Annotated in this window: 16 protein-coding genes and 1 pseudogene; 7 read left to right on the forward strand and 10 right to left on the reverse strand. The window is 69.3% G+C overall.

From position 1 onward, the window contains the following. Positions 1-8: 8 nt before the first annotated feature. A complete protein-coding gene (locus FHX80_RS12870; protein ID WP_167523520.1) occupies positions 9-530 on the reverse strand; it encodes a DUF2617 family protein in 522 nt (173 codons plus the stop codon). Between the two features lie 826 nt (positions 531-1,356). Here FHX80_RS12870 and FHX80_RS12880 point away from each other — a divergent pair. Further along, a complete protein-coding gene (locus tag FHX80_RS12880; protein ID WP_145764322.1) occupies positions 1,357-2,538 on the forward strand; it encodes a pyridoxal phosphate-dependent aminotransferase in 1,182 nt (393 codons plus the stop codon). A 168-nt stretch (positions 2,539-2,706) separates the two neighbouring features. Here the strand turns inward: FHX80_RS12880 and FHX80_RS12885 are convergent, their stop codons facing one another. The 3 genes and pseudogenes from FHX80_RS12885 to clpB all read right to left on the reverse strand — a co-directional run. Further along, complete coding sequence (locus FHX80_RS12885; protein WP_145764323.1) at positions 2,707-3,540, reverse strand: PIG-L family deacetylase; 834 nt, start codon at positions 3,538-3,540, stop codon at positions 2,707-2,709. 473 nt (positions 3,541-4,013) lie between these two features. Then, on the reverse strand, positions 4,014-4,592 hold the full coding sequence (locus FHX80_RS12890) for a type III secretion system chaperone family protein (protein WP_145764324.1): 579 nt from the start codon (positions 4,590-4,592) through the stop codon (positions 4,014-4,016). A gap of 240 nt (positions 4,593-4,832) precedes the next feature. Beyond that, positions 4,833-7,436: pseudogene (gene clpB, locus FHX80_RS12895) on the reverse strand (ATP-dependent chaperone ClpB); the annotation flags it as partial. Positions 7,437-7,631: 195 nt separating this feature from the next. On the opposite strand from clpB, the gene FHX80_RS12900 reads away from it, so the two are divergent. Further along, complete coding sequence (locus FHX80_RS12900) at positions 7,632-8,036, forward strand: pyridoxamine 5'-phosphate oxidase family protein (RefSeq protein WP_145764325.1); 405 nt, start codon at positions 7,632-7,634, stop codon at positions 8,034-8,036. A gap of 107 nt (positions 8,037-8,143) precedes the next feature. On the opposite strand, the gene FHX80_RS12905 is transcribed toward FHX80_RS12900, so the two are convergent. Both FHX80_RS12905 and FHX80_RS12910 read right to left on the reverse strand, forming a co-directional pair. Beyond that, positions 8,144-8,464, reverse strand: a complete 321-nt coding sequence (locus FHX80_RS12905; RefSeq protein ID WP_145764326.1) for a Rieske (2Fe-2S) protein — start codon at positions 8,462-8,464, stop codon at positions 8,144-8,146. Between the two features lies 1 nt (position 8,465). Continuing rightward, the gene (locus tag FHX80_RS12910) at positions 8,466-8,825 is read right to left on the reverse strand and encodes a 5'-nucleotidase (RefSeq protein WP_244318241.1); all 360 of its coding nucleotides are present in this window, start codon (positions 8,823-8,825) and stop codon (positions 8,466-8,468) included. Positions 8,826-9,111: 286 nt separating this feature from the next. Here FHX80_RS12910 and FHX80_RS12915 point away from each other — a divergent pair, with 286 nt between their 5' ends. Further along, positions 9,112-9,960 (forward strand): helix-turn-helix transcriptional regulator, encoded by an 849-nt coding sequence (locus FHX80_RS12915; RefSeq protein WP_145764328.1) that lies wholly within the window; start codon positions 9,112-9,114, stop codon positions 9,958-9,960. Positions 9,961-10,145: 185 nt separating this feature from the next. Then, on the forward strand, positions 10,146-11,123 hold the full coding sequence (locus tag FHX80_RS12920; protein ID WP_145764329.1) for a helix-turn-helix transcriptional regulator: 978 nt from the start codon (positions 10,146-10,148) through the stop codon (positions 11,121-11,123). Positions 11,124-11,249: 126 nt separating this feature from the next. On the opposite strand, the gene FHX80_RS12925 is transcribed toward FHX80_RS12920, so the two are convergent. From FHX80_RS12925 to dnaK, 4 genes are all read right to left on the reverse strand, one after another. Further along, positions 11,250-11,696, reverse strand: coding sequence for a heat shock protein transcriptional repressor HspR (locus FHX80_RS12925; RefSeq protein WP_145764330.1), 447 nt, complete (start codon positions 11,694-11,696; stop codon positions 11,250-11,252). 1 nt (position 11,697) lies between these two features. Further along, complete coding sequence (gene dnaJ, locus FHX80_RS12930; RefSeq protein ID WP_145764331.1) at positions 11,698-12,888, reverse strand: molecular chaperone DnaJ; 1,191 nt, start codon at positions 12,886-12,888, stop codon at positions 11,698-11,700. Positions 12,889-13,020: 132 nt separating this feature from the next. After that, positions 13,021-13,680, reverse strand: coding sequence for a nucleotide exchange factor GrpE (gene grpE / locus FHX80_RS12935; protein ID WP_145764332.1), 660 nt, complete (start codon positions 13,678-13,680; stop codon positions 13,021-13,023). After that, the gene (gene dnaK, locus FHX80_RS12940) at positions 13,677-15,530 is read right to left on the reverse strand and encodes a molecular chaperone DnaK (RefSeq protein WP_145764333.1); all 1,854 of its coding nucleotides are present in this window, start codon (positions 15,528-15,530) and stop codon (positions 13,677-13,679) included. Before dnaK ends, grpE begins: the two co-directional genes overlap by 4 nt. A gap of 364 nt (positions 15,531-15,894) precedes the next feature. On the opposite strand from dnaK, the gene FHX80_RS12945 reads away from it, so the two are divergent. The 3 genes from FHX80_RS12945 (at position 15,895) to FHX80_RS12955 (ending at position 20,476) form a co-directional block, all read left to right on the forward strand. Continuing rightward, a complete protein-coding gene (locus tag FHX80_RS12945; RefSeq protein ID WP_145764334.1) occupies positions 15,895-16,635 on the forward strand; it encodes a sugar transferase in 741 nt (246 codons plus the stop codon). Positions 16,636-16,757: 122 nt separating this feature from the next. Further along, a complete protein-coding gene (locus FHX80_RS12950; RefSeq protein ID WP_145764335.1) occupies positions 16,758-19,025 on the forward strand; it encodes a (Fe-S)-binding protein in 2,268 nt (755 codons plus the stop codon). A gap of 326 nt (positions 19,026-19,351) precedes the next feature. Continuing rightward, positions 19,352-20,476, forward strand: coding sequence for an FG-GAP repeat domain-containing protein (locus FHX80_RS12955; protein ID WP_425281683.1), 1,125 nt, complete (start codon positions 19,352-19,354; stop codon positions 20,474-20,476). Positions 20,477-20,599: the final 123 nt, after the last annotated feature.

Raw genomic sequence — 20,599 nt, forward strand, 5'->3', positions numbered from 1 at the left:
GGCCCCCGTCACCGCACAGCCGCCGGCATCCGCACACCCACTCGGGTACGCGTCACCACCAGCTGCCCCTCCTGCGGATACGCGTGCCAGGTGCGCCACAGCACCTGCCCCTCGGTCCGCTGGGCGAGCATGGCGGTGAAGGCGTGCGGGCTGCCCGGGAACGTCCCGGCCAGTCCGTGGGGATGGTCGGCGACGAGCGCCAGGAGCTCCTGTGCGCGACCCGCGAACGAACCCGCGCCGAGCGATTCGACGCGCGCCGCGAACTCGTACTCCCAGTCGCCGACCCGCTTGGAGACACCGAGGGGCAGCGGTGTGCTGCTGCCGGGCATGCAGGCGACGGTTTCGGAGCAGTTGCCGCGGTCCTCCTCCAGGAGGACCTGATGGGAGGCGCCGAGCAGGCGCAACTGGAGTTGGGCACCGGCGAGATCGAGATCGAGCACGGCGAGCGCCGGGAGCGGTTCACGCCCCAGCGCCCACGCCAGATCGGCGGCACGGGTGTCGGAATAGGCCGTATGGAGGGTCGTGAGCATGGGTCGGCTCCGCAAAACACACATGGACGCATGGACAGGGGGACGCACCCGACGTGATGCACGTGGGAGGTGGGAAGCGCCCGATCAGGTCCAACTGGGGTCCGAGGGCTGAAAGTTCTCTCCACCGAGGGAATCACGAACTAAGCCGCACTCGCAGTGTTTTTACCCAACTTGGCGTGGTTTCCATCCGCTCGGGGGCCTTCCGGTTCACTTGTTCACCGATGACTCGCCGCAAGGCCCAACAAAAGGGTGCCCGGCGGGACTTGCGACCTCCCCCAGGCACTTTCGGGAAGCCCCCGCCGGACACCTTCGTGGGCACCGGGCCGTCGTGCGCCTGCCCGGTCGCGGACCAGCTGCCCCGTGTCAGCTGCCTCCGCCGCATCCGCCCCCGCCGCCGCACGACGAGCCACCGCCACACGAATGGCCACCGCCGCACGAGTGGCCACCGCCGCACGAGTGACCGCCGGAGTGACCTCCCGAGTGACCACTGCCGCCACTACTGCTGCCGGCGCACGAGGAGCCCCCGCCGCCGCCCGCCCACCAGCTGCCGGCCGCCGCCCCGCCACCGACCGCGCCGCGGCGCCGGCCCTTGCCCCCGCCCCCGCCCCTGCCCCGTCCGGCCGACGCCCTCGCGGTCACGAACACCGCGACGGCCGCGATCACGACCAGCGACACGAGTACACCCATCACGGACCTCACGTCCTTCCGTCCCCCGAAGCGAGTCCCCCGCTTCTCACCGGTTCCTGCGTGCAGGAGGGATGCCCTCGCGCCCGTTCGGCCAAAGCAGACTTGAGCAACTCCAGAGCTTCCGCGCAGGATGGCGGGCATGACACAGGGACGACCGCTGCTCAACCGCCGCCTCGCCGGGTTCGGCACGACGATCTTCGCGGAGATGTCCGCGCTCGCCGTCCGCACCGGCGCCATCAACCTCGGCCAGGGGTTCCCGGACACCGACGGCCCCGAAGAGGTCCGCGAGGCCGCGGTCCGGGCCCTGCGCGCCGGCCACGGCAACCAGTACCCGCCGGGTCCCGGTGTCCCCGAGCTGCGCGCCGCGATCGCCGAACACCAACAGCGCTTCTACGATCTCGCCTTCGACCCCGGCACCGAGGTCCTGGTCACCGCCGGCGCCACCGAGGCCATCGCGGCCTCGATGCTGGCACTCCTGGAGCCGGGTGACGAGGTCATCGCGCTGGAGCCGTACTACGACTCGTACGCCGCCTGCATCGCCATGGCGGGCGCCACCCGCGTCCCGGTCACCCTGCACCCCGAGCCCTCGACCGGCACCTACCGGCTGGACCTGGCCGAACTGCGCGCCGCCGTCACCCCTCGCACCCGGCTGCTGCTGCTCAACACCCCGCACAACCCCACCGGCACCGTCCTGACCCGCGAGGAACTCACCGCGATCGCCGAGCTGGCGTGCGAGCGCGATCTCCTCGTCGTCACCGACGAGGTCTACGAGCACCTCGTCTTCGAGGGCGAGCACCTGCCGATCGCCGCCTTCCCCGGCATGCGCGAACGCACGGTCACGATCGGTTCGGCCGGCAAGACGTTCTCGTTCACCGGATGGAAGGTCGGCTGGGTCACGGCGAACGGCCCGCTCGTCTCCGCCGTCCGGACGGCCAAGCAGTACCTCACCTACGTCAGCGCCGGCCCCTTCCAGTACGCGGTCGCCGAGGCTCTCCGACTGCCGGACTCGTACTTCGACGGCTTCCGTGCCGACCTGCAACGCAAGCGCGACCTGCTCGCCGACGGACTGCGGGCGGCGGGGTTCGAGGTCTACCGGCCTCAGGGCACGTACTTCATCACCACCGACATCACCCCCTTCGGCGAGAAGGACGCCTACGCCTTCTGTCGCGCCCTCCCCGAACGCTGCGGCGTCGTCGCCATCCCCAACTCCGTCTTCTACGACGACCCCGACATCAGCCGCAGCCAGGTCCGCTTCACCTTCTGCAAGAAGGACGACGTCCTCCACGAGGCCACCGGCCGCCTGAGCCGCCTGACGTCCTGAACTCACACGTCCTTCATCCCGAAGGCGTTCGCCGCCGGCCCGGCGTGACGGCCCACGCCCGTCCCGCCGGGCCGGTGCCCGGCATCGGTGCCCTGAGCGGCCCTCCCGCATCCGGGGAGGAGGACGCCGGCGTCGGACGCCTTCCCCGGCCCCGGCCGGACGGGCGGATCAGCGCAGTCCGGCGAAGAGATCGTTCTCGGGTACGGCCGCGCCGGTGGCGTCCTTGACACGTACGAAGGTCTCTATGCCCATCCACTCGCCGAACCTCTCCTTGCCCATCTTGAGGAAGAAGATGTTCTCGCCCTGACTGGCGTGCGCGGCCAGCGCGTCGAACTTCTGCCCGCTGAACGCGGTGGTGTCCACCCAGGTGGTGATCTCGTCGTCGGGGAGGCCGATCTCGGCCATCGCGGCGGCCTCGGCAGGATCCGGCTCCGGCATGTCCTCCTGGAACTCGCGCACGGTCTCCCCGAACCGCTGCATCATCGAGCGCGGCATCGTCGTCCAGTACACCTTCGGTGTCAGCGCGGTCATCTCCAGCGCCGCCATCGTGATGCGGTGGGCCTGGATGTGGTCGGGGTGGCCGTAGAAGCCGTTCTCGTCGTAGGTCACGACCACATCGGGCCGGTAGTGCCGCATGAGTTCCGCGAGTCGGGCGGCGCCTTCCTCGACGGGGGTCTGCCAGAAGGATCCGGGGGCGTCGTTGCTCGGCCAGCCGGTCATCCCGGAGTCGGCGTAGTCCAGCATCTCCAGGTCACTGACCTTCAGGACGTCACAGCTCGCCTCGAGTTCTTGACGGCGCATCAAGGCGACGGCCGCCGGATCGTGTCCGGGATCGCCCGGTTTGACACCCCCCGGTCCGTCACCGCAACCGCCGTCGGTACACGTCACGAGAACCGTGCGGATGCCTTCCGCCGCGTACCGCGCGAGGACCCCTCCGGTTCCGGTGGCCTCGTCGTCGGGGTGGGCGTGCACGGCCATGAGCGTCAAGGGCCGGTCAGTCATGAAGCAGTCCTCCTGCGGAAGATTCGTCTTGGTCCGAGTGCACGGCGGGCGTACCGCGATCCTGGGCCCGGATCCTGGTGGGGCCGACGACCTCGTGGCCTTCGTGTTCCCCGCCCGTGCGGCGCCGGTCCCCCGGTCGATGTAACCGTGCCGACCGGACCGGCTGTTCCCGGCGCGGCCGCTCTGTCTTCCGGACGTCGGCGTTTCCCCCTGCCGGAGGCTCCCTGTTCCCCGGTTCGCCGGGGAACGGACAGGAACGAGTCGCCGGCGGGTGCGAAGGGATGTCAACGTGGACGACCTTCCGGCTGGTATCCGACCGGTCGTCCCGGGACCAGCGGCGAAGGTGAGCCGGCATCGGCCGCATCGGTGCGGACAGCGTCCGCGTTCATTGAGCGTTCATTGAGAAAGCCCGGCGTGGTGAGCAGGTCCTGTCGGACCGCTCACCGCGCCGGGCTTTCTCCGCGCGTTGTGGCTCAGGCCTCCGGAGCGGCCTGCTCCGTGCCGTCCGCCGGCTCCTCGCCGTCCGCCTTGCCCTCGGCCGGCGCCAGGCCGAGGCGCTCCAGCAGCCACTTGTCGAACTCGATGGAGGCCCGCACCCAGCTGACCGTCGAGGAGACGAAGTGCTCCAGGTTGACGCCGGTGCCGATGAGCATCTGCGCCTCACCGATCAGCCGGACCGAGGTGCCGTTGTCCTCGGCGCCCTCCTCGGGCTCGTGCGTGTGCGTGTAGACCTTGGGCCACAGGGTGCGGCGGTTCCAGTCGTCGATCGCGTCGAGCAGGACCGGGCGCTGGTCCGCGTCGTGCGGGCGGTCGTAGAACGTGCGGACCGAGAAGACCTGCTGCTCGTCCTCGCCACGGAACATGAAGTACGTGCGGAAGTCCTCCCACGGGGCGGCGATGTCGCCCTCGTCGTCGACGACGTACTTCAGTTCCATCTGTTCCAGGAGCTGCTTGACGAGGTCCTGGTCAGGGACGACGGGGCCCTCCGCTCCTGCAGCCTGCGGTTCGGGCTGGCCCCCGAAGTTAGGAATCGAGGACGGATCGATGCTCACCGTAATTTCCCTTCGTGCGGTTGGCTGCCATCCTCTCCCATGCCGGGCGGGGCATGGCAAGCCGGAACCGCCCCGATCCGCCACAAGCTGATATCCAGCCGGTGGGGACCGGGGCCGCCGATGCGCTCCGGTTGCGCCGTGTGCGCCCCGGTCAGGGGGCGCTCACTCCCCCTTTTCGAGGGGTACGCCCTCACTCCCGTCACGAGCCGCGTCGTCCGCCGCGTCGTCTGCCGAGCCTTCGGCCGGGCCGTTGCCGACCCGGTAGACGACCAGACCGTCGCCGACCTGGTCCACCCGCACCGTGTCGCCGTCCGTGATCTCGCCCGCGAGGATCTCCTTCGCGAGCCGGTCGCCGATCGCCGTCTGGATGAGCCGGCGCAGCGGCCGGGCGCCGTACGCCGGGTCGTTGCCCTCCTCGGCCAGCCAGGCCAGGGCGGCCGGGGTGACGTCGAGGGTGAGGCGGCGGTCGGCCAGCCGTCCGGCGAGCCGGTCGATCTGGAGCGCCGCGATATGGGCGAGCTCGTCACCGGACAGCGCGGAGAAGACCACCACGTCGTCCAGCCGGTTGAGGAACTCCGGCTTGAACGAGGCCCGTACGACCTCCATGACCTGCTTCTTCTTCTCCTCGGGACTGGCCATCGAGTCGACCAGGTACTGGCTGCCGAGGTTGGAGGTCAGGACCAGGATGGTGTTGCGGAAGTCCACCGTCCGGCCCTGTCCGTCGGTGAGCCGGCCGTCGTCGAGGACCTGGAGCAGGATGTCGAAGACCTCGGGATGGGCCTTCTCGACCTCGTCCAGCAGGATGACGCTGTACGGGCGGCGGCGGACGGCCTCGGTGAGCTGGCCGCCCTCCTCGTACCCGACGTAACCGGGCGGGGCGCCGACCAGCCGGGCCACGCTGTGCTTCTCGCTGTACTCGCTCATGTCGATGCGGACCATGGCCCGCTCGTCGTCGAAGAGGAAGTCCGCGAGCGCCTTGGCCAGTTCGGTCTTGCCGACGCCGGTCGGGCCGAGGAAGAGGAACGATCCGGTGGGCCGGTCGGGGTCGGCGATTCCGGCCCGGGTACGGCGCACCGCGTCCGAGACGGCCTGCACGGCCTCCGTCTGCCCGATGAGGCGCCTGCCCAGCTCCTCCTCCATGCGCAGCAGTTTCTGGGTCTCGCCCTCCAGCAGCCGTCCGGCCGGAATACCGGTCCAGGCGCCGACGACATCGGCGATGTCGTCCGGGCCGACCTCCTCCTTGACCAGGGTCTCCTTGGGCTCCTTCGCGGCTTCCTCCTCGGCCTCGGCGGCCTCGGCGAGTTCCCGCTCCAGGCCCGGGATCTCCCCGTACAGCAGCTTGGAGGCGCTGTCGAAGTCGCCGTCGCGCTGGGCCCGTTCGGCCTGTCCGCGCAGATCGTCGAGGCGCTCCTTCAGCTCACCGACCCGGTTGAGACCCTGCTTCTCCTTCTCCCAGCGGGCGTTGAGGCCGCGCAGCTCCTCCTCCTTGTCGGCGAGGTCGCGGCGGAGCTTCTCCAGCCGCTGCTTGGAGGCGGCGTCGGACTCGTTCTTGAGGGCCAGCTCCTCCATGTGCAACCGGTCGACGGCGCGCTGGAGTTCGTCGATCTCGACAGGCGAGGAGTCGATCTCCATGCGCAGCCGGGAGGCCGCCTCGTCGACGAGGTCGATGGCCTTGTCGGGAAGGAAGCGCGAGGTGATGTAGCGGTCCGAGAGGGTCGCGGCGGCGACCAGCGAGGAGTCCGCGATCTGCACCTTGTGGTGGGCCTCGTAGCGGCCCTTGAGCCCGCGCAGGATCGCGATGGTGTCCTCGACGGACGGCTCCGCCACCAGCACCTGCTGGAAGCGGCGCTCCAGCGCCGGGTCCTTCTCGATGCGCTCGCGGTACTCGTCGAGCGTGGTGGCACCGACCATCCGCAGTTCGCCGCGGGCCAGCATGGGCTTGAGCATGTTGCCCGCGTCCATGGCGGAGTCACCACCGGCTCCGGCACCGACGACGGTGTGGAGTTCGTCGATGAACGTGATGATCTGGCCGCCGCTCTCCTTGATCTCGGAGAGGACGGTCTTCAGCCGCTCCTCGAACTCGCCGCGGTACTTGGCGCCCGCGACCATCGCGCCGAGGTCCAGCGAGACGAGCCGCTTGTTCTTCAGGGACTCGGGGACGTCGCCCTTGACGATGCGCTGGGCGAGTCCTTCGACGACGGCCGTCTTGCCGACCCCGGGCTCACCGATGAGCACGGGGTTGTTCTTGGTGCGTCGCGAGAGCACCTGGACGACGCGGCGGATCTCCTGGTCACGGCCGATGACCGGGTCGAGCTTCCCCTCGCGTGCGGCCGCGGTGAAGTCCGTACCGAATTTCTCCAGGGCCTTGTACTGGCCCTCCGGGTCCGGTGTCGTCACCCGGCGCCCTCCCCTGCTCTTCTCGAATGCGTCCAGCAGCTTCTTCGCGCTGGCCCCCTGCGCGTCGAGGATCTCACCGGCGCGGCCCCCCTTCGCCGCCACGCCGATCAGCAGGTGCTCGGTGGAGATGTAGTCGTCGCCGAGCTCCTTCGCCCGCTGCGCCGCGTCGGAGATGACGGCGAGCAGCTCACGGTTGGGCTGGGGCGGTGCGACGGTCGACCCGGTCACGCTGGGCTGCGCGGCCAGCAGCCGCTCGGTCGCGGTGCGTACGGCGATCTGGTCCGCCTCGACGGCGGCGAGCAGATCGACGATGTTCTCGTTGTCCTCCCCCGCCAGCAGCGCGAGCAGCAGATGCCCGGGGGTCAGATCGGGGTGCCCGTCCTTCACGGCCCTGTTGGTGGCCGCGTTGATGGCGTCCCGGCTCCTGTTCGTCAGCTCGGCGTCCACGTGCGCTCTCTCCTCCTTGCGGTGACTGGCCCGCACTCACTTCTGACACGATGAACGTGCACAAAGTTGAGTCTATTCCACTCAAGGCGGAAGGGGTGCTCTCCCGCACCGATTCCGCACCCCGTGTTCCGAGTGAACCGGCCGGTCCGCCCGCCCGCCACCGCAGAGCGGTGCGGGGCTGCCTACCCTGGCCCCATGGCAGTCGACGTACGCGATCCCGGACCCGAGTACCTCGCGTTCTGGCGGGAGCCCCATCTGTGCACCCTCACCACACCCCGCCCCGACGGCACCCCGCACGTGGTCCCGGTGTGCGTGACGTACGACCCCGAGGCCGGCCTCGCCCGCATCATCACCAACGGGAGCAGCCGCAAGGCCGCCAACGTCCTGGCCGCGGGCCCGGACGGCGCACGGGTCGCGGTCTGCCAGGTGGACGGGCGCCGCTGGGCGACCCTGGAGGGCGTCGCCAGGGTGCGTACGGAGCAGGACAGGGTCGAGCACGCGGTACGCCTCAAGACGGAACGCTACGGGCGCGCGCCGGGGCCCAACCCGGACCGGGTCGTCATCGAGATCACCCTGGACCGGGCGCTCGGCCGCGGCTGACCCGGGCTCTCCGGGCGGGCACATCACAACGGCGCCACCGTGTTCAGGTCACGGTGACGCCGTTGTGTGGGGGAGTGTCTGAGCGACGTGGAACGACGGGGGATCGCTCAGGCACTGCGGGGGGTGGCGGCGATGGCTGCTGGTTCGAACAGCTGGTGGTCACGCTGTGCGAGGTTCACAAAGATCATGTCGTACCGAACAGCGCAGCGCACGGGCTGCGGGGCGCCACGTGGCTTGCGGAGACAACGGTAGGCGCGGACTTCCCCGTCGTCCTCACGGGCGACGACGACCGGGTCACCGAACAGAGTGACCATCAACGAATCACCACGGTGGGGGAGTGCCGTGACGAGGTCGATGAAATGCCACCCTGAGCGGTAGGCGGTTGCCATCTCGCGCCGGAAGGTCCGGTCATCGGGCGGGGTGGTCATGTCACAGTTCCACGACAGTCGCTGTCGGGGAACCCCAGGTGATGTCGCCCTGGACGTTCTTCGACGCGGCTGTCCAGGTGATGTCGCGCTTGGCATCCTTCGGCGCGACTTCCCAGGTGATGTCGCCCTGGAGGTTCTTCGACGCAACCCCCCAGGTGATGTCGCGCTTGGCGTTCTTCGGCGCGACTTCCCAGGTGATGTCGCCCTGGAGGTTCCCCGGCGCGACTTCCCACGTGATGTCGCCGGCAGAGGCAGCGCTCGCGACGTCACTCGATACCGTGTCCGGCGCAACCTGCCAGGTAATGTCAGTCGCACCCAGCACGCCGTAGGCCAAGGCCCCCGCAAACGCAGTGGCAAGCACCGAGCGAAGCATTCGCTTATACATTTCGGCTTCGTCCTCACTTGATGGGTCATCTCCCCCGCACATAAGACGATGTCTCACCCAGGGACGCGAACACCACTGGGTCGATGCATCATGTTCCTGCTGGTTCAAGAACATGGGGGGTGGAGATATGGCCACAAATAGAACAAATCCGGGACATCCTCATGGGATCACCGAACTGTGCGACGCGGGACGACGCCTTTACGCCAGTGCACTGCGAACGGGACGGATACCTCGCTCAGAGGTATCACCCGCTCCGTGCCTGATGGAATTCGCTCTCCTGCACCCGGACCCCGACGATCCCAAGTGGCTCCGCCCAGTTCCTCCGTCGGCCGCACTCGCGCAGCGACTTCACCCCATCGAACGGGAGATCCAGGACCGACGACGGCGCTCCCTCGAACTGACCGATTCCTTCGAGCCCTTCATGGACATCAGCGCCCAGGACGCTCCGACCACGCACGCCATCACCGTGCTGGAGGGCAAGGCCCGAATCAATGCCGCGATCGATGTCGCGACGGCCGACTGCACCACCGAAGTGCTCACCATCCAGCCCGGCGGCGGGCGCAGCGAGCTCACTCTCAGCAAGGGTGTCGAACGGGGCCAGGCGGTGATCGACCGCGGCGTCAGCATCCGCACGCTGTACCAGCACACGGTCCGGCACCATCACGGGACCTACGCCTACGCCGAGCGCCTGGCGGACGGCAAGGTCGAGATCCGCACCCTCGAAGAACTCGTCGAGCGCATGCTCGTCTTCGACCGCACCGTGGCCTTCATCCCCGCCCAGGAAGACGCGGAGGTCGCACTGGAGCTGCGTCATCCCGGTCTGGTCACCTATCTCATCCGGGTGTTCGAGCAGCTCTGGCAGCGCGGCACTCCCCTGCTCGAGGACGTGCGGTACAACCCCACACCGGACGGCATCAGCGGTGTTCAACGTTCCATCGCCCAACTCCTGGTGGAAGGACACGTCGACGACTCGATAGCCCGTCGCCTCGGCATGAACGTACGCACCTGCCGGACCCACATCGCCAAACTGAACGCCACTCTCGGCAGCAGGAGCCGGACCCAACTCGGCTACCTGATAGCCCAGTCAGGAATCCTGGATGAGGATTCCTGACTGGCCGGCACCAAATGACCCCCGCCCCCGGGCCGGGAGCACGGCCACACAACTGGGGAGAAGCATGGCCACGCCCTTGATCCGCCGGGAGAGTTCCCGGCTCCCCCGACAACACCCACAGTGGCCCGAAAACCGCGCTGCCACCACCGTCATCTTCCTGCAACGCCACAAGTGGGGGGGCACGAATGGGCAGGGATGAGGACACATCCGTGCACACACACGAGGACCGCGCGCTGTGCGACGCGGGGGTCAGGATCTACACCGAAGCACTGAGCGCGGGACGCATCCCCCGCACCGCCCTCGAACCGGCTCCCTGCCTCACCGAGCTGGCCCTGGTCCACCCCGACCCGCAGGACGACTCCCTGATACGGCCCGTGCCGCCGTCCGCCGCCCTGGCCCATCTGCTGCAACCCGTCATCCGGGAGATCCACGAACGCATCAGCCTCACCGCGTCCCTCGCCGACTCCCTGGCGCCGCTGGCCTCCGTCGCCAGTGCGGATCCCAATCTCGCCATCACCGTGCTCGAAGGCATACCGCTGATCGACGCGACCATCCACGACGCCCTGAACGGCGCGCGGAACGAGGTCCTCACGTTGCAGCCGGGAAGCAGCCGCCCGGCGGAGCAGCTCAAGAAGGCGCTGGCGCGCGCCCTGTCCGCCGTCGGACACGGCGCGACGCTCCGTCACATCTACCAGCATCCGACCCGCTACAGCCCGACCATCAAGGCGTATCTGGACGACATACCGGCGGCCCACATCCAGGTCCGCACCACCGAGCAGACGGTCGAACGGCTGTTCATCTTCGACCGCACGGTGGCCTTCATCCCGGCCAACGCCAAGCGCGACGTGGCCCTCGAAATCCGTCACCCCGCGCTGGTCCGCTATCTGACCCAGGTGTACGAGGTCCTGTGGGCGCAGGCCACCCCGCTCACCGAGCCCCTGCCGGCCGCCCCGGCGGACATCTCCGTGACCGCGGTCCAGCTCAGCATCGCCCGACTGCTCGTCGAGGGGCATGTCGACCAGGTCGTGGCCCGCAAACTCGGCATCAGCGTCCGCACCTGCCGCGCCCACATCTCCAAGCTCATGCAGTCCCTCGACGCCACCAGCCGCACCCAGCTCGGCGCCCTGCTCATCCAGTCCGGCATCGTGGAACGCGCCGAGTGATGACCGTGCCGCCCGCGCACCCCCGCACCGGCCGGGACAGCGCGAAGGCCCGCCGCCCCGCGAAAGCGGGACGACGGGCCTCGGTGAGCACTGAACGTCCCGTGCCGAACGCCGCGTGCCGAGGTACTACTCCTTCGGCCGCTTGGGCCGCCAGACCACCAGTGCGCTGGTGTGCTGCACATCCTGGTACGGCACCAGGTCGCGCCGGTACGAGGCATGGACCTGCGCCTCGCGCTGCTGCAACGTGGCCGCCGCCCCGTCCACGGTCGCCGACAGTTCGGCGACACGCTGCTGGAGGGCCGCGACCTGGTTCTCCAGCTCGATGATGCGCTTGATACCGGCGAGGTTGATGCCCTCGTCCTGCGACAGCTGCTGCACGGTGCGCAGCAGCTCGATGTCGCGGGCCGAGTAGCGCCTGCCGCGCCCGGCCGAGCGGTCGGGCGAGACCAGGCCGAGGCGGTCGTACTGGCGCAGCGTCTGGGGATGGAGGCCCGAGAGCTGGGCCGCGATCGAGATCACGTAGACCGGGGATTCTTCGGTCAGTTCGTACGGATTACGTCGGCGGCCGTCCACCTCAAGCTCCCTTCGCTGCCTGGAACAGCTCCGCCCGCGGGTCCTGGTCCGCGGTCGCCTTGCGATAGGCCTCCAGGGCGTCCCGGGCGTCCGTGCCCAGGTCCTTGGGGACCACCACCTCCACGGTGACCAGCAGGTCGCCGCGGCTGCCGTCCTTGCGTACCGCGCCCTTGCCGCGGGCGCGCATGGTGCGCCCGTTGGGCGTGCCGGCCGGAAGCTTCAGGGTGACCGGCGGTCCGCCGAGCGTGGGCACCTTCACCTCGCCGCCGAGCGCCGCCTCCGTGAAGGTGACGGGCACGGTGACCGTGAGGTTGTCGCTCTTGCGGCCGAAGACCGGGTGGGAGCCGACGTGGACGACGACGTAGAGGTCGCCGGCCGGTCCGCCGCGCTCTCCCGGGCTGCCCTTGCCGCGCAGCCGGATCCGCTGGCCGTCGGAGACGCCCGCCGGGATCCTGACCTGCATGGTGCGGGACGACTTCGCCCGGCCGCTGCCCTTGCAGACGTCGCAGGGGTCCTGGGCGATGAGGCCCCGGCCCTTGCAGTCCACGCAGGGATCGGTGAGCGAGAAGCCGCCGCCGGTGCCGCGCGAGACCTGGCCGGTGCCGACGCAGGTCGGGCAGACCCTGGGGGTGCCGTTCTTGTCACCGGTGCCGGAGCACGCCTTGCAGGGTGCCTGGCTGGACATCCGCAGCGGCACCGTGGCGCCGTCGACCGCCTCGGTGAAGCTGAGCGTCACCTCGGACTCGATGTCCTGGCCGCGGCGCGGCTGCACCCGGGTGCCGGTACCGCCGCCCCGGTTGAAGAGGCCGCCGAAGACGTCGCCCAGGCCGCCACCGCCGCCGAAGCCGCCGGCTCCGCCGCCCTGGCCCCCGCCCGGGGTGCCTCCGAAGAGGTCCCCCAGGTCGAAGTTGAAGTTGCCGCCACCGCTGCCGGGTCCGGGGCGGAAGCCGCCGTTGCCGAAGAGGGCGCGGGCCTCGTCGTACTCCTTGCGCTTCTTGGTGTCACCAAGGATGTCGTTGGCCTCGGAGATCTCCTTGAAGCGCTCCTCCGCCTTGTCGTCACCCTTGTTGGCGTCCGGGTGGAACTCGCGGGCGAGCTTCCGGTACGCCTTCTTGATCTCGGCGTCCGTGGCGTCCTTGGGGACGCCGAGAACCTTGTAGTAGTCCTTCTCGACGAAGTCCTTCGTACTCATCGACGTCCCTCCTTCCGGACGACCGGCCCAGGGCCTTTCGCCTGGATCCTGCCGGGCTCGTGGAGCCCCGCCTGATCCGGACCAAAGGCCCTGACGGCCGGGCGGTGTTCCGCCAAGTGGTCGGACAGAATGTCAGACCTCCTCGCCGCCACCGCTCTCCTCGTCGGCTGCCTGCTCCTCTTTCGCGTCGTTCGCGGCCGCGGGCGTCGCCCCCGGCTGGGGTTCGGCCACCGCCACCCGTGCGGGACGGATGGTGCGCTCGCCGATCCGGTACCCGGGCTGCAGGATCGCCACGCAGGTCGTCTCGGTGACGTCCGGCGCGTACGAGTGCATCAGGGCCTCGTGGATCGTCGGGTCGAAGGGCTCGCCCTCCTTGCCGAACTGCTGCAGACCGAGCTTGGCGACGACCGTCTCCAGCGATTCGGCCACCGACTTGAACCCGCCCACGAGCTCGCCGTGGTCGCGGGCCCGGCCGACGTCGTCGAGCACGGGCAGGAGCTCGGACAGGAGACCCGCGACTGCGATCTCCTTGACCGCGACCCGGTCCCGCTCCACGCGGCGGCGGTAGTTCTGGTATTCGGCCTGGAGCCGCTGGAGGTCGGCCGTGCGCTCGGAGAGCGCGGTGCGGACCTGGTCCAGCTGTGCCGTCAGACCAGCTGTCTGGTTCGCGTCCCCGGTGGGGGCCGCCGCCTCCTCCGAAGCGGGGGTGGCGGCCTCCGTCCCGGCGTCTTCAGAGGTGGCGCCGGAAGGGACGTCGGGCTTCTCCTCGAAGCCCGGAGTCTCCTCGGTCACGCCGCACCGCCCTTGGTGTCCTTCTCGTCGTCGACGATCTCGGCGTCGACCACATCGTCCTGACCGTCGGCCTGCCCGGTGCCCGCCTGGGGGTCACCCTGCGGGCCGCCCTCGGCCTGGGCGTTGGCGTACATCGCCTGGCCCAGCTTCTGGGAGACGGCCGCGACCTTCTCGGTGGCGGTACGGATCTCGGCGGTGTCCTCGCCCTTGAGCTTCTCCTTCAGCTCCGCGAGTGAGGCCTCCACCTCCGTCTTCACGTCGCCGGGGACCTTGTCCTCGTTGTCCTTGAGGAACTTCTCCGTCTGGTAGACGAGCTGCTCGCCCTGGTTGCGGGACTCGGCGGCCTCGCGACGGCGGTGGTCCTCGTCCGCGTACTGCTCGGCCTCTTCACGCATCCGGTTGACCTCGTCCTTCGGCAGCGAGGAGCCACCGGTGACGGTCATCTTCTGCTCCTTGCCGGTGCCGAGGTCCTTGGCGGCGACGTGCATGATGCCGTTGGCGTCGATGTCGAACGCGACCTCGATCTGCGGCACGCCGCGCGGGGCCGGCGGCAGACCGGTCAGCTCGAACATCCCGAGCTTCTTGTTGTACGCCGCGATCTCGCGCTCGCCCTGGTAGACCTGGATCTGCACGGACGGCTGGTTGTCCTCGGCCGTCGTGAAGATCTCGGAGCGCTTGGTCGGGATCGTGGTGTTGCGCTCGATGAGCTTCGTCATGATGCCGCCCTTGGTCTCGATACCAAGAGACAGCGGGGTGACGTCGAGCAGCAGGACGTCCTTGACCTCGCCCTTGAGGACACCGGCCTGGAGCGAGGCGCCGATGGCGACGACCTCGTCCGGGTTCACACCCTTGTTGGCGTCCTGGCCGCCCGTGAGCTCCTTGACGAGCTCGGCGACGGCCGGCATACGGGTCGAGCCACCGACGAGAACGACGTGGTCGATCTCGGACAGCTGGATGCCCGCGTCCTTGATGACGTTGTTGAACGGGCCCTTGCAGCGGTCCAGGAGGTCCGCGGTGAGCTGCTGGAACTGCGAGCGCGTGAGCTTCTCGTCCAGGTGCAGCGGGCCCTCGGCCGATGCCGTGATGTACGGCAGGTTGATCGTGGTCTCCGTCGAGGACGACAGCTCGATCTTCGCCTTCTCCGCGGCCTCGCGGAGACGCTGGAGAGCCATCTTGTCCTTGGACAGGTCCACGCCGTGCCCGTTGGCGAACTGCTTCACCAGGTAGTCGACGACGCGCTGGTCCCAGTCGTCACCACCGAGGTGGTTGTCACCGTTGGTGGCCTTCACCTCGACGACGCCGTCACCGATCTCCAGGAGGGACACGTCGAAGGTGCCGCCACCGAGGTCGAAGACGAGGATCGTCTGGTCGTCCTTGTCGAGCCCGTACGCCAGCGCGGCGGCCGTCGGCTCGTTGACGATGCGCAGGACGTTCAGGCCCGCGATCTCGCCGGCCTCCTTCGTCGCCTGACGCTCGGAGTCGTTGAAGTACGCCGGGACGGTGATCACCGCGTCGGTGACCTTCTCGCCCAGGTAGGACTCGGCGTCACGCTTCAGCTTCTGCAGGATGAAGGCGCTCATCTGCTGCGGGTTGAAGCTCTTGCCGTCCAGGTCGATCTTCCAGTCAGTGCCCATGTGGCGCTTGACGGAGCGGATGGTCCTGTCGACGTTCGTCACTGCCTGGCGCTTGGCGACCTCGCCGACCAGAACCTCGCCGTTCTTCGCGAAGGCGACGACGGACGGCGTGGTCCTGGCGCCTTCGGCGTTGGTGATGACGGTGGGCTCGCCGCCTTCGAGAACGCTGACGACGGAGTTAGTCGTGCCCAGGTCGATGCCGACCGCACGTGCCATTTCGATTCCTCCAACTGAATACTTGAGTGGATCTGGCTCAAGGATGCATGACATCGCTCTCGGAGTCAACGGACTTGAGCGGAGTCGACTCAACTATCGTGCACACACCCCACGCCACCAGCTGTTTTCCCGGCTCCGTGACGGCGGACACGCACGTCACACCGGTCACGCCGGGGTGGATCCGAGCCAACCACGGGCGACACCTGCCCGCCCCGCGAGCCACACGACCCTCTTCATCATCGCGCCATGGGATCGTTCTGTCTCAAAATGCCGTGAGACGCGCAAAACCGGCACCCGATCCGCCGACTCCCGGCGGCCGGTCCGGCAGCCGGTCCCAGCAGCCCATCCCAGGCAGGTGCGAACGATGCAGATGCAGAGGCAGAGGCCAGGACAGAGGTCGGGTCAGAGGTCAGGACAGTGGCAGAGGTCAGGTCAGTGGCGGCGGCCGGAACGCAGACCCGCGAAGCATCCGCGACAGCCGTCGGGGCCGCCCCGCACGGCGAGCTCCCTCGCAGCCCTGCGCGCGCTGACCTCGGCGCCCCTGCCGCGCCCCACCGCCAAACGCACCCTGGACCTGCTCCTCGGCTCGGCCCTCCTGCTCCTGGCCGCCCCCGTCCTCGCGGCGGCCGCGCTCGCCCTCGCCGCCCAGCGGCACCCCGGCGGCGTACTGACGCGCTCCCCGAGCACGGGGCTGGCCGGCAGGCCCTTCACGCTGCGGTCGCTGCGCACCCGGCGGCTGCGGCTGGACGTGCTCTCCCGGCTGCCCCACGTCGTACGGGGCGAGCTCTCCCTGGTCGGCCCCGAACCGCTCACGCCGGGCGGCGAACCGGACCGGGCCGCCGGTGCGCGACACTGGCGGCAGGAAGTGAAGCCCGGACTGACCGGCCTCGCGCAGGTACGCCGCCGCTCCACGATGCCGTGGGACGACGCGGACCTCCTCGACCAGCACTACGCCGAGCACCACCGGCTCGCGCTGGACCTGGCCGTCCTGACGGAGGCCGTGCACGGACCGCTGCGCGCCGGGCTCCGCGGCCTCGCCCGGCGCGGCCGGGCGGACCCGAGCGACACAGATCACCGCCCGGCCAACTACAGCGTGGCGGAATAAGTGGATAGTGTCAGCACAGACTGATTAAGTTACTGCTTAGTAATTCCGATACCGGCCCGTACCTCACCAGTACTCGCCAGTAGACCCTGGATCCCACCCTCGCAGGCCCGAGGAGCCCCCAAATGCAACTCGCCGCGATCATCGTGTCGCTGGTGCTGACCGTGGTCGGCGTTGCGCTCATCGCCCGAGCCGTCGCGCAGATCTACCGGTTCGTCACGCTCGGACAGCCGGTCCCGGCCGGCAGTCGCACCGACAACCCGAAACAGCGCTCGATCACCCTGGTCAAGGAGTTCCTCGGCCACACCCGGATGAACCGGTGGGGGATCGTCGGCTTCGCGCACTGGTTCGTCGCCATCGGCTTCCTGACGCTGCCTCCGACGCTGCTCCAGGCGTACGGGCAGCTCTTCAAGGCCGACTGGGTCCTGCCGGTCATCGGTGACTGGCTGCCGTTCGAGATGTACATCGAGTTCATCGGTCTGATGACGACGGTCGGCATTCTCGTGCTGATCGCCATCCGACTGCTGAACCTGCCCTCCCGGGCCGGCCGCAAGTCACGGTTCGCGGGCTCGAAGGCCTGGCAGGCGTACTTCGTCGAGTACGTCATCCTCGTCATCGGCCTGGCGATCCTGACCCTGCGCGGTCTCGAGGGCGCGATCCACCACGTCGACGGCTACGAGGCCGCGTACTTCGTCTCGTACCCGCTGGTCCTCGCCTTCAAGGGACTCGCGCTCGGCACGTTGCAGAACCTCATCTACTTCACCGCGATGATCAAGATCGGCGTCTCGCTGATCTGGATGATCACGGTCGCGCTCAACACCAACATGGGTGTCGCCTGGCACCGCTTCCTCGCCTTCCCGAACATCTGGTTCAAGCGGAACGCCGACGGAGCGGTCGCGCTCGGCGAGCTGCAGCCGATGACGTCGGGCGGCAAGGAGATCGACTGGGAGGACCCGGGCGAGGACGACGTCTTCGGTGTCTCCCAGGTCGAGCAGTTCTCCTGGAAGGGCATCCTCGACTTCTCCACGTGCACGGAGTGCGGTCGCTGCCAGTCGCAGTGCCCCGCCTGGAACACCGGCAAGCCGCTCTCCCCGAAGCTCCTGATCATGTCCCTGCGCGACCACGCGCACGCCAAGGCCCCGTACCTGCTGGCCGGCGGCGGCAAGGACATGGAGGGCAACGAGAAGGCGACCGAGGAGCAGCTCAAGGACGTCCCCGCGGCCGCCCTCGCGGAGGCCGAGCGCCCCCTCATCGGGACCGCCGAGGAGAACGGCGTCATCGACCCTGACGTGCTCTGGTCCTGCACCACCTGCGGTGCGTGCGTGGAGCAGTGCCCGGTCGACATCGAGCACATCGACCACATCGTCGACATGCGCCGCTACCAGGTGATGATCGAGTCCGCGTTCCCGTCCGAGGCGGGCACGATGCTCAAGAACCTGGAGAAGAAGGGCAACCCCTGGGGGCTCGCCAAGAAGCAGCGCGTCGAGTGGACCAAGGAGGTCGACTTCGAGGTCCCGATCGTCGGCAAGGACGTCGAGGACCTCTCGGAGATCGACTACCTGTACTGGGTCGGCTGCGCGGGCGCCCTGGAGGACCGAGCCAAGAAGACGACGAAGGCCTTCGCGGAGCTCCTCCACATCGCGGGCGTCAAGTTCGCGATCATGGGCGGCGACGAGAAGTGCACGGGTGACTCGGCCCGCCGCCTGGGCAACGAGCCGCTGTTCCAGCAGCTCGGCCAGGAGAACGTCGCGATGCTGAACATGGCGTTCGGCGAGGACGACGAGGACGACTCGACCAAGAAGTCGAAGGCCTCGAAGAAGATCGTCGCGACCTGCCCGCACTGCTTCAACACCATCGCGAACGAGTACCCGCAGCTCGGCGGCGAGTACGAGGTCATCCACCACACGCAGCTGCTCCAGCACCTGGTGGACGAGGGCAAGCTGATCCCGGTGACACCGGTCGAGGGTCTGATCACGTACCACGACCCCTGCTACCTGGGCCGTCACAACAAGATCTACACGCCCCCGCGCGAGATCATCGCGAAGGTCCCGGGTCTGCGGAACGAGGAGATGCACCGCCACAAGGAGCGCGGCTTCTGCTGCGGCGCCGGCGGTGCCCGGATGTGGATGGAGGAGCGGATCGGCAAGCGCATCAACAACGAGCGCGTCGACGAGGCCCTCTCCCTCAACCCCGACATCGTCTCCACTGCCTGCCCGTTCTGCCTCGTCATGCTGACCGACTCGGTCAACGGCAAGAAGAACGACGGCAAGGCGAAGGAGTCGATCCAGGTGGTCGACGTCTCGCAGCTGCTGCTCGACTCCGTGAAGGTCCCCACCGATCCGGCGGGCGAGCCGGAACCGGCGGACGCGCCGGAGCCGGAACCGGCGAAGTAACGGCGGAACAGCCGGAGAATCAACCGGAGAAACAACGGGAGAAACAACCCGTACCGCGTCACCGCGGTGCACAAGCGGCCGGACCTGCCTCGGGGGCAGGACCGGCCGCTTCTGCTTTCCCGCCCCGTGACGCATCATGTGGGGCGGCCACCGGGACGGGTGCGCACCGAAGGGCGACCGAGACGTACGAGCCACACGAGCCGCACGAGCCGTACGGGAAGCCCCGGACGGACGCGACCGAACCCGGCCGGACGCGACGTACGAGACGGACAAGGCGTGCGAGACGGACAGGCGTACGGGATGCACGAGACGGACGAGGTACTCCAGTGCGGATACGTATCGCAAGGGCGACGGCCACCGCTGCGGCCGGCTGCGCCTGCGCGCTCCTCCTGACGGCCTGCGCGGGCTCCCCGCCCCCCGGGCCCGACAAGAACGGCGACACCCCGCCCACCGCCCTCTCCGGCCTGGCGGGCACGGAGCGCCACCCCGTACCGCGCGGCAGCGGCAGCCACACCCCCGACGACTTCAACGGCGACGGCCACCGCGACCTCGTCCTCAACAACCTGGTGAAGCCGGCGACCGAGAGCCACGGCGACGACGCCGGCATCGGCATCGTGTACGGCTCCGCGTCCCGGGGCCTCGACCCGTCGGTACGCCGACTGCTCAGCGCGCACGCGAACGCCGCCAAGGTCGGTGGCATCCTCCCCTCGGCGTTCGACGCGGAGGCCTCGTGCGACCTGGACCAGGACGGCTTCACCGATCTGATCGTGGCCACCGACCCCCCGTACGACGGCATCGGCCGCCCGCCCGTGCCGCTGCAGATCCTCTTCGGCTCCCCCGAGGGCCTCACCGGCAGGGCGGTCGCGCTCCGCATACCGGACCGGGCCCGCTTCGGCAACGAGTGGCCCGACCACCCCGTCTGCGGCGACTTCGACGGTGACGGGAAGCCCGATCTGGCCGTGACGGCGAGCTCGGGCCGGTTCAGCTTCCTGCGCGGCCCCTTCACCCGCGACGGCCGCCCGCACGCCGTCGGCGGCACCGTCCCGGGCGCCGGCCCCGCGCTGTCCGCCCCCGAGCCCCGGGCGGACACGAACGGCGACGGCTACGACGACCTGGTGTACTCCGCCCGCCCCCACGAGCCCGGTACCGCCGCCAAGGGCACGCTGCTGCTCGGCAGCCCCGACGGACCGGGCCGGCCGGGCGGCCCGTACCGCTTCAAGGCCCCGGCCCACGGCCTCCCGGCGGCGCCACTGCCCGGCAAGGTGTCCTCCACCGCCCCCACGGAAACGACCCTCCTCATCCGCTACGCGGACTTCGACGGCGACAAGAAGCCGGACACGGTCGTGCGCACCCACCGCGGCGAGACGGCGGACCTGATCGCGCTGTACCCGGCGGCCACCCCGGACCGCCCGCTGATCACGTTCACCAGCGCGCTGTTCGGCGCGGGCTGACCACACGCCCCGCACGCCCCTCGGGCACGTCCCGGGGGCCCGGCGCACAACCCCGAGGGTTCCCTCAGGGTTCCCCCCAGGGGATGTCACAGCTAGGCCGCAAAGGCGGGCCAGTTCCCCCGG

It is taken from the genome of Streptomyces brevispora (assembly GCF_007829885.1).
GTDB classification, from domain to species: Bacteria; Actinomycetota; Actinomycetes; order Streptomycetales; family Streptomycetaceae; genus Streptomyces; species Streptomyces brevispora.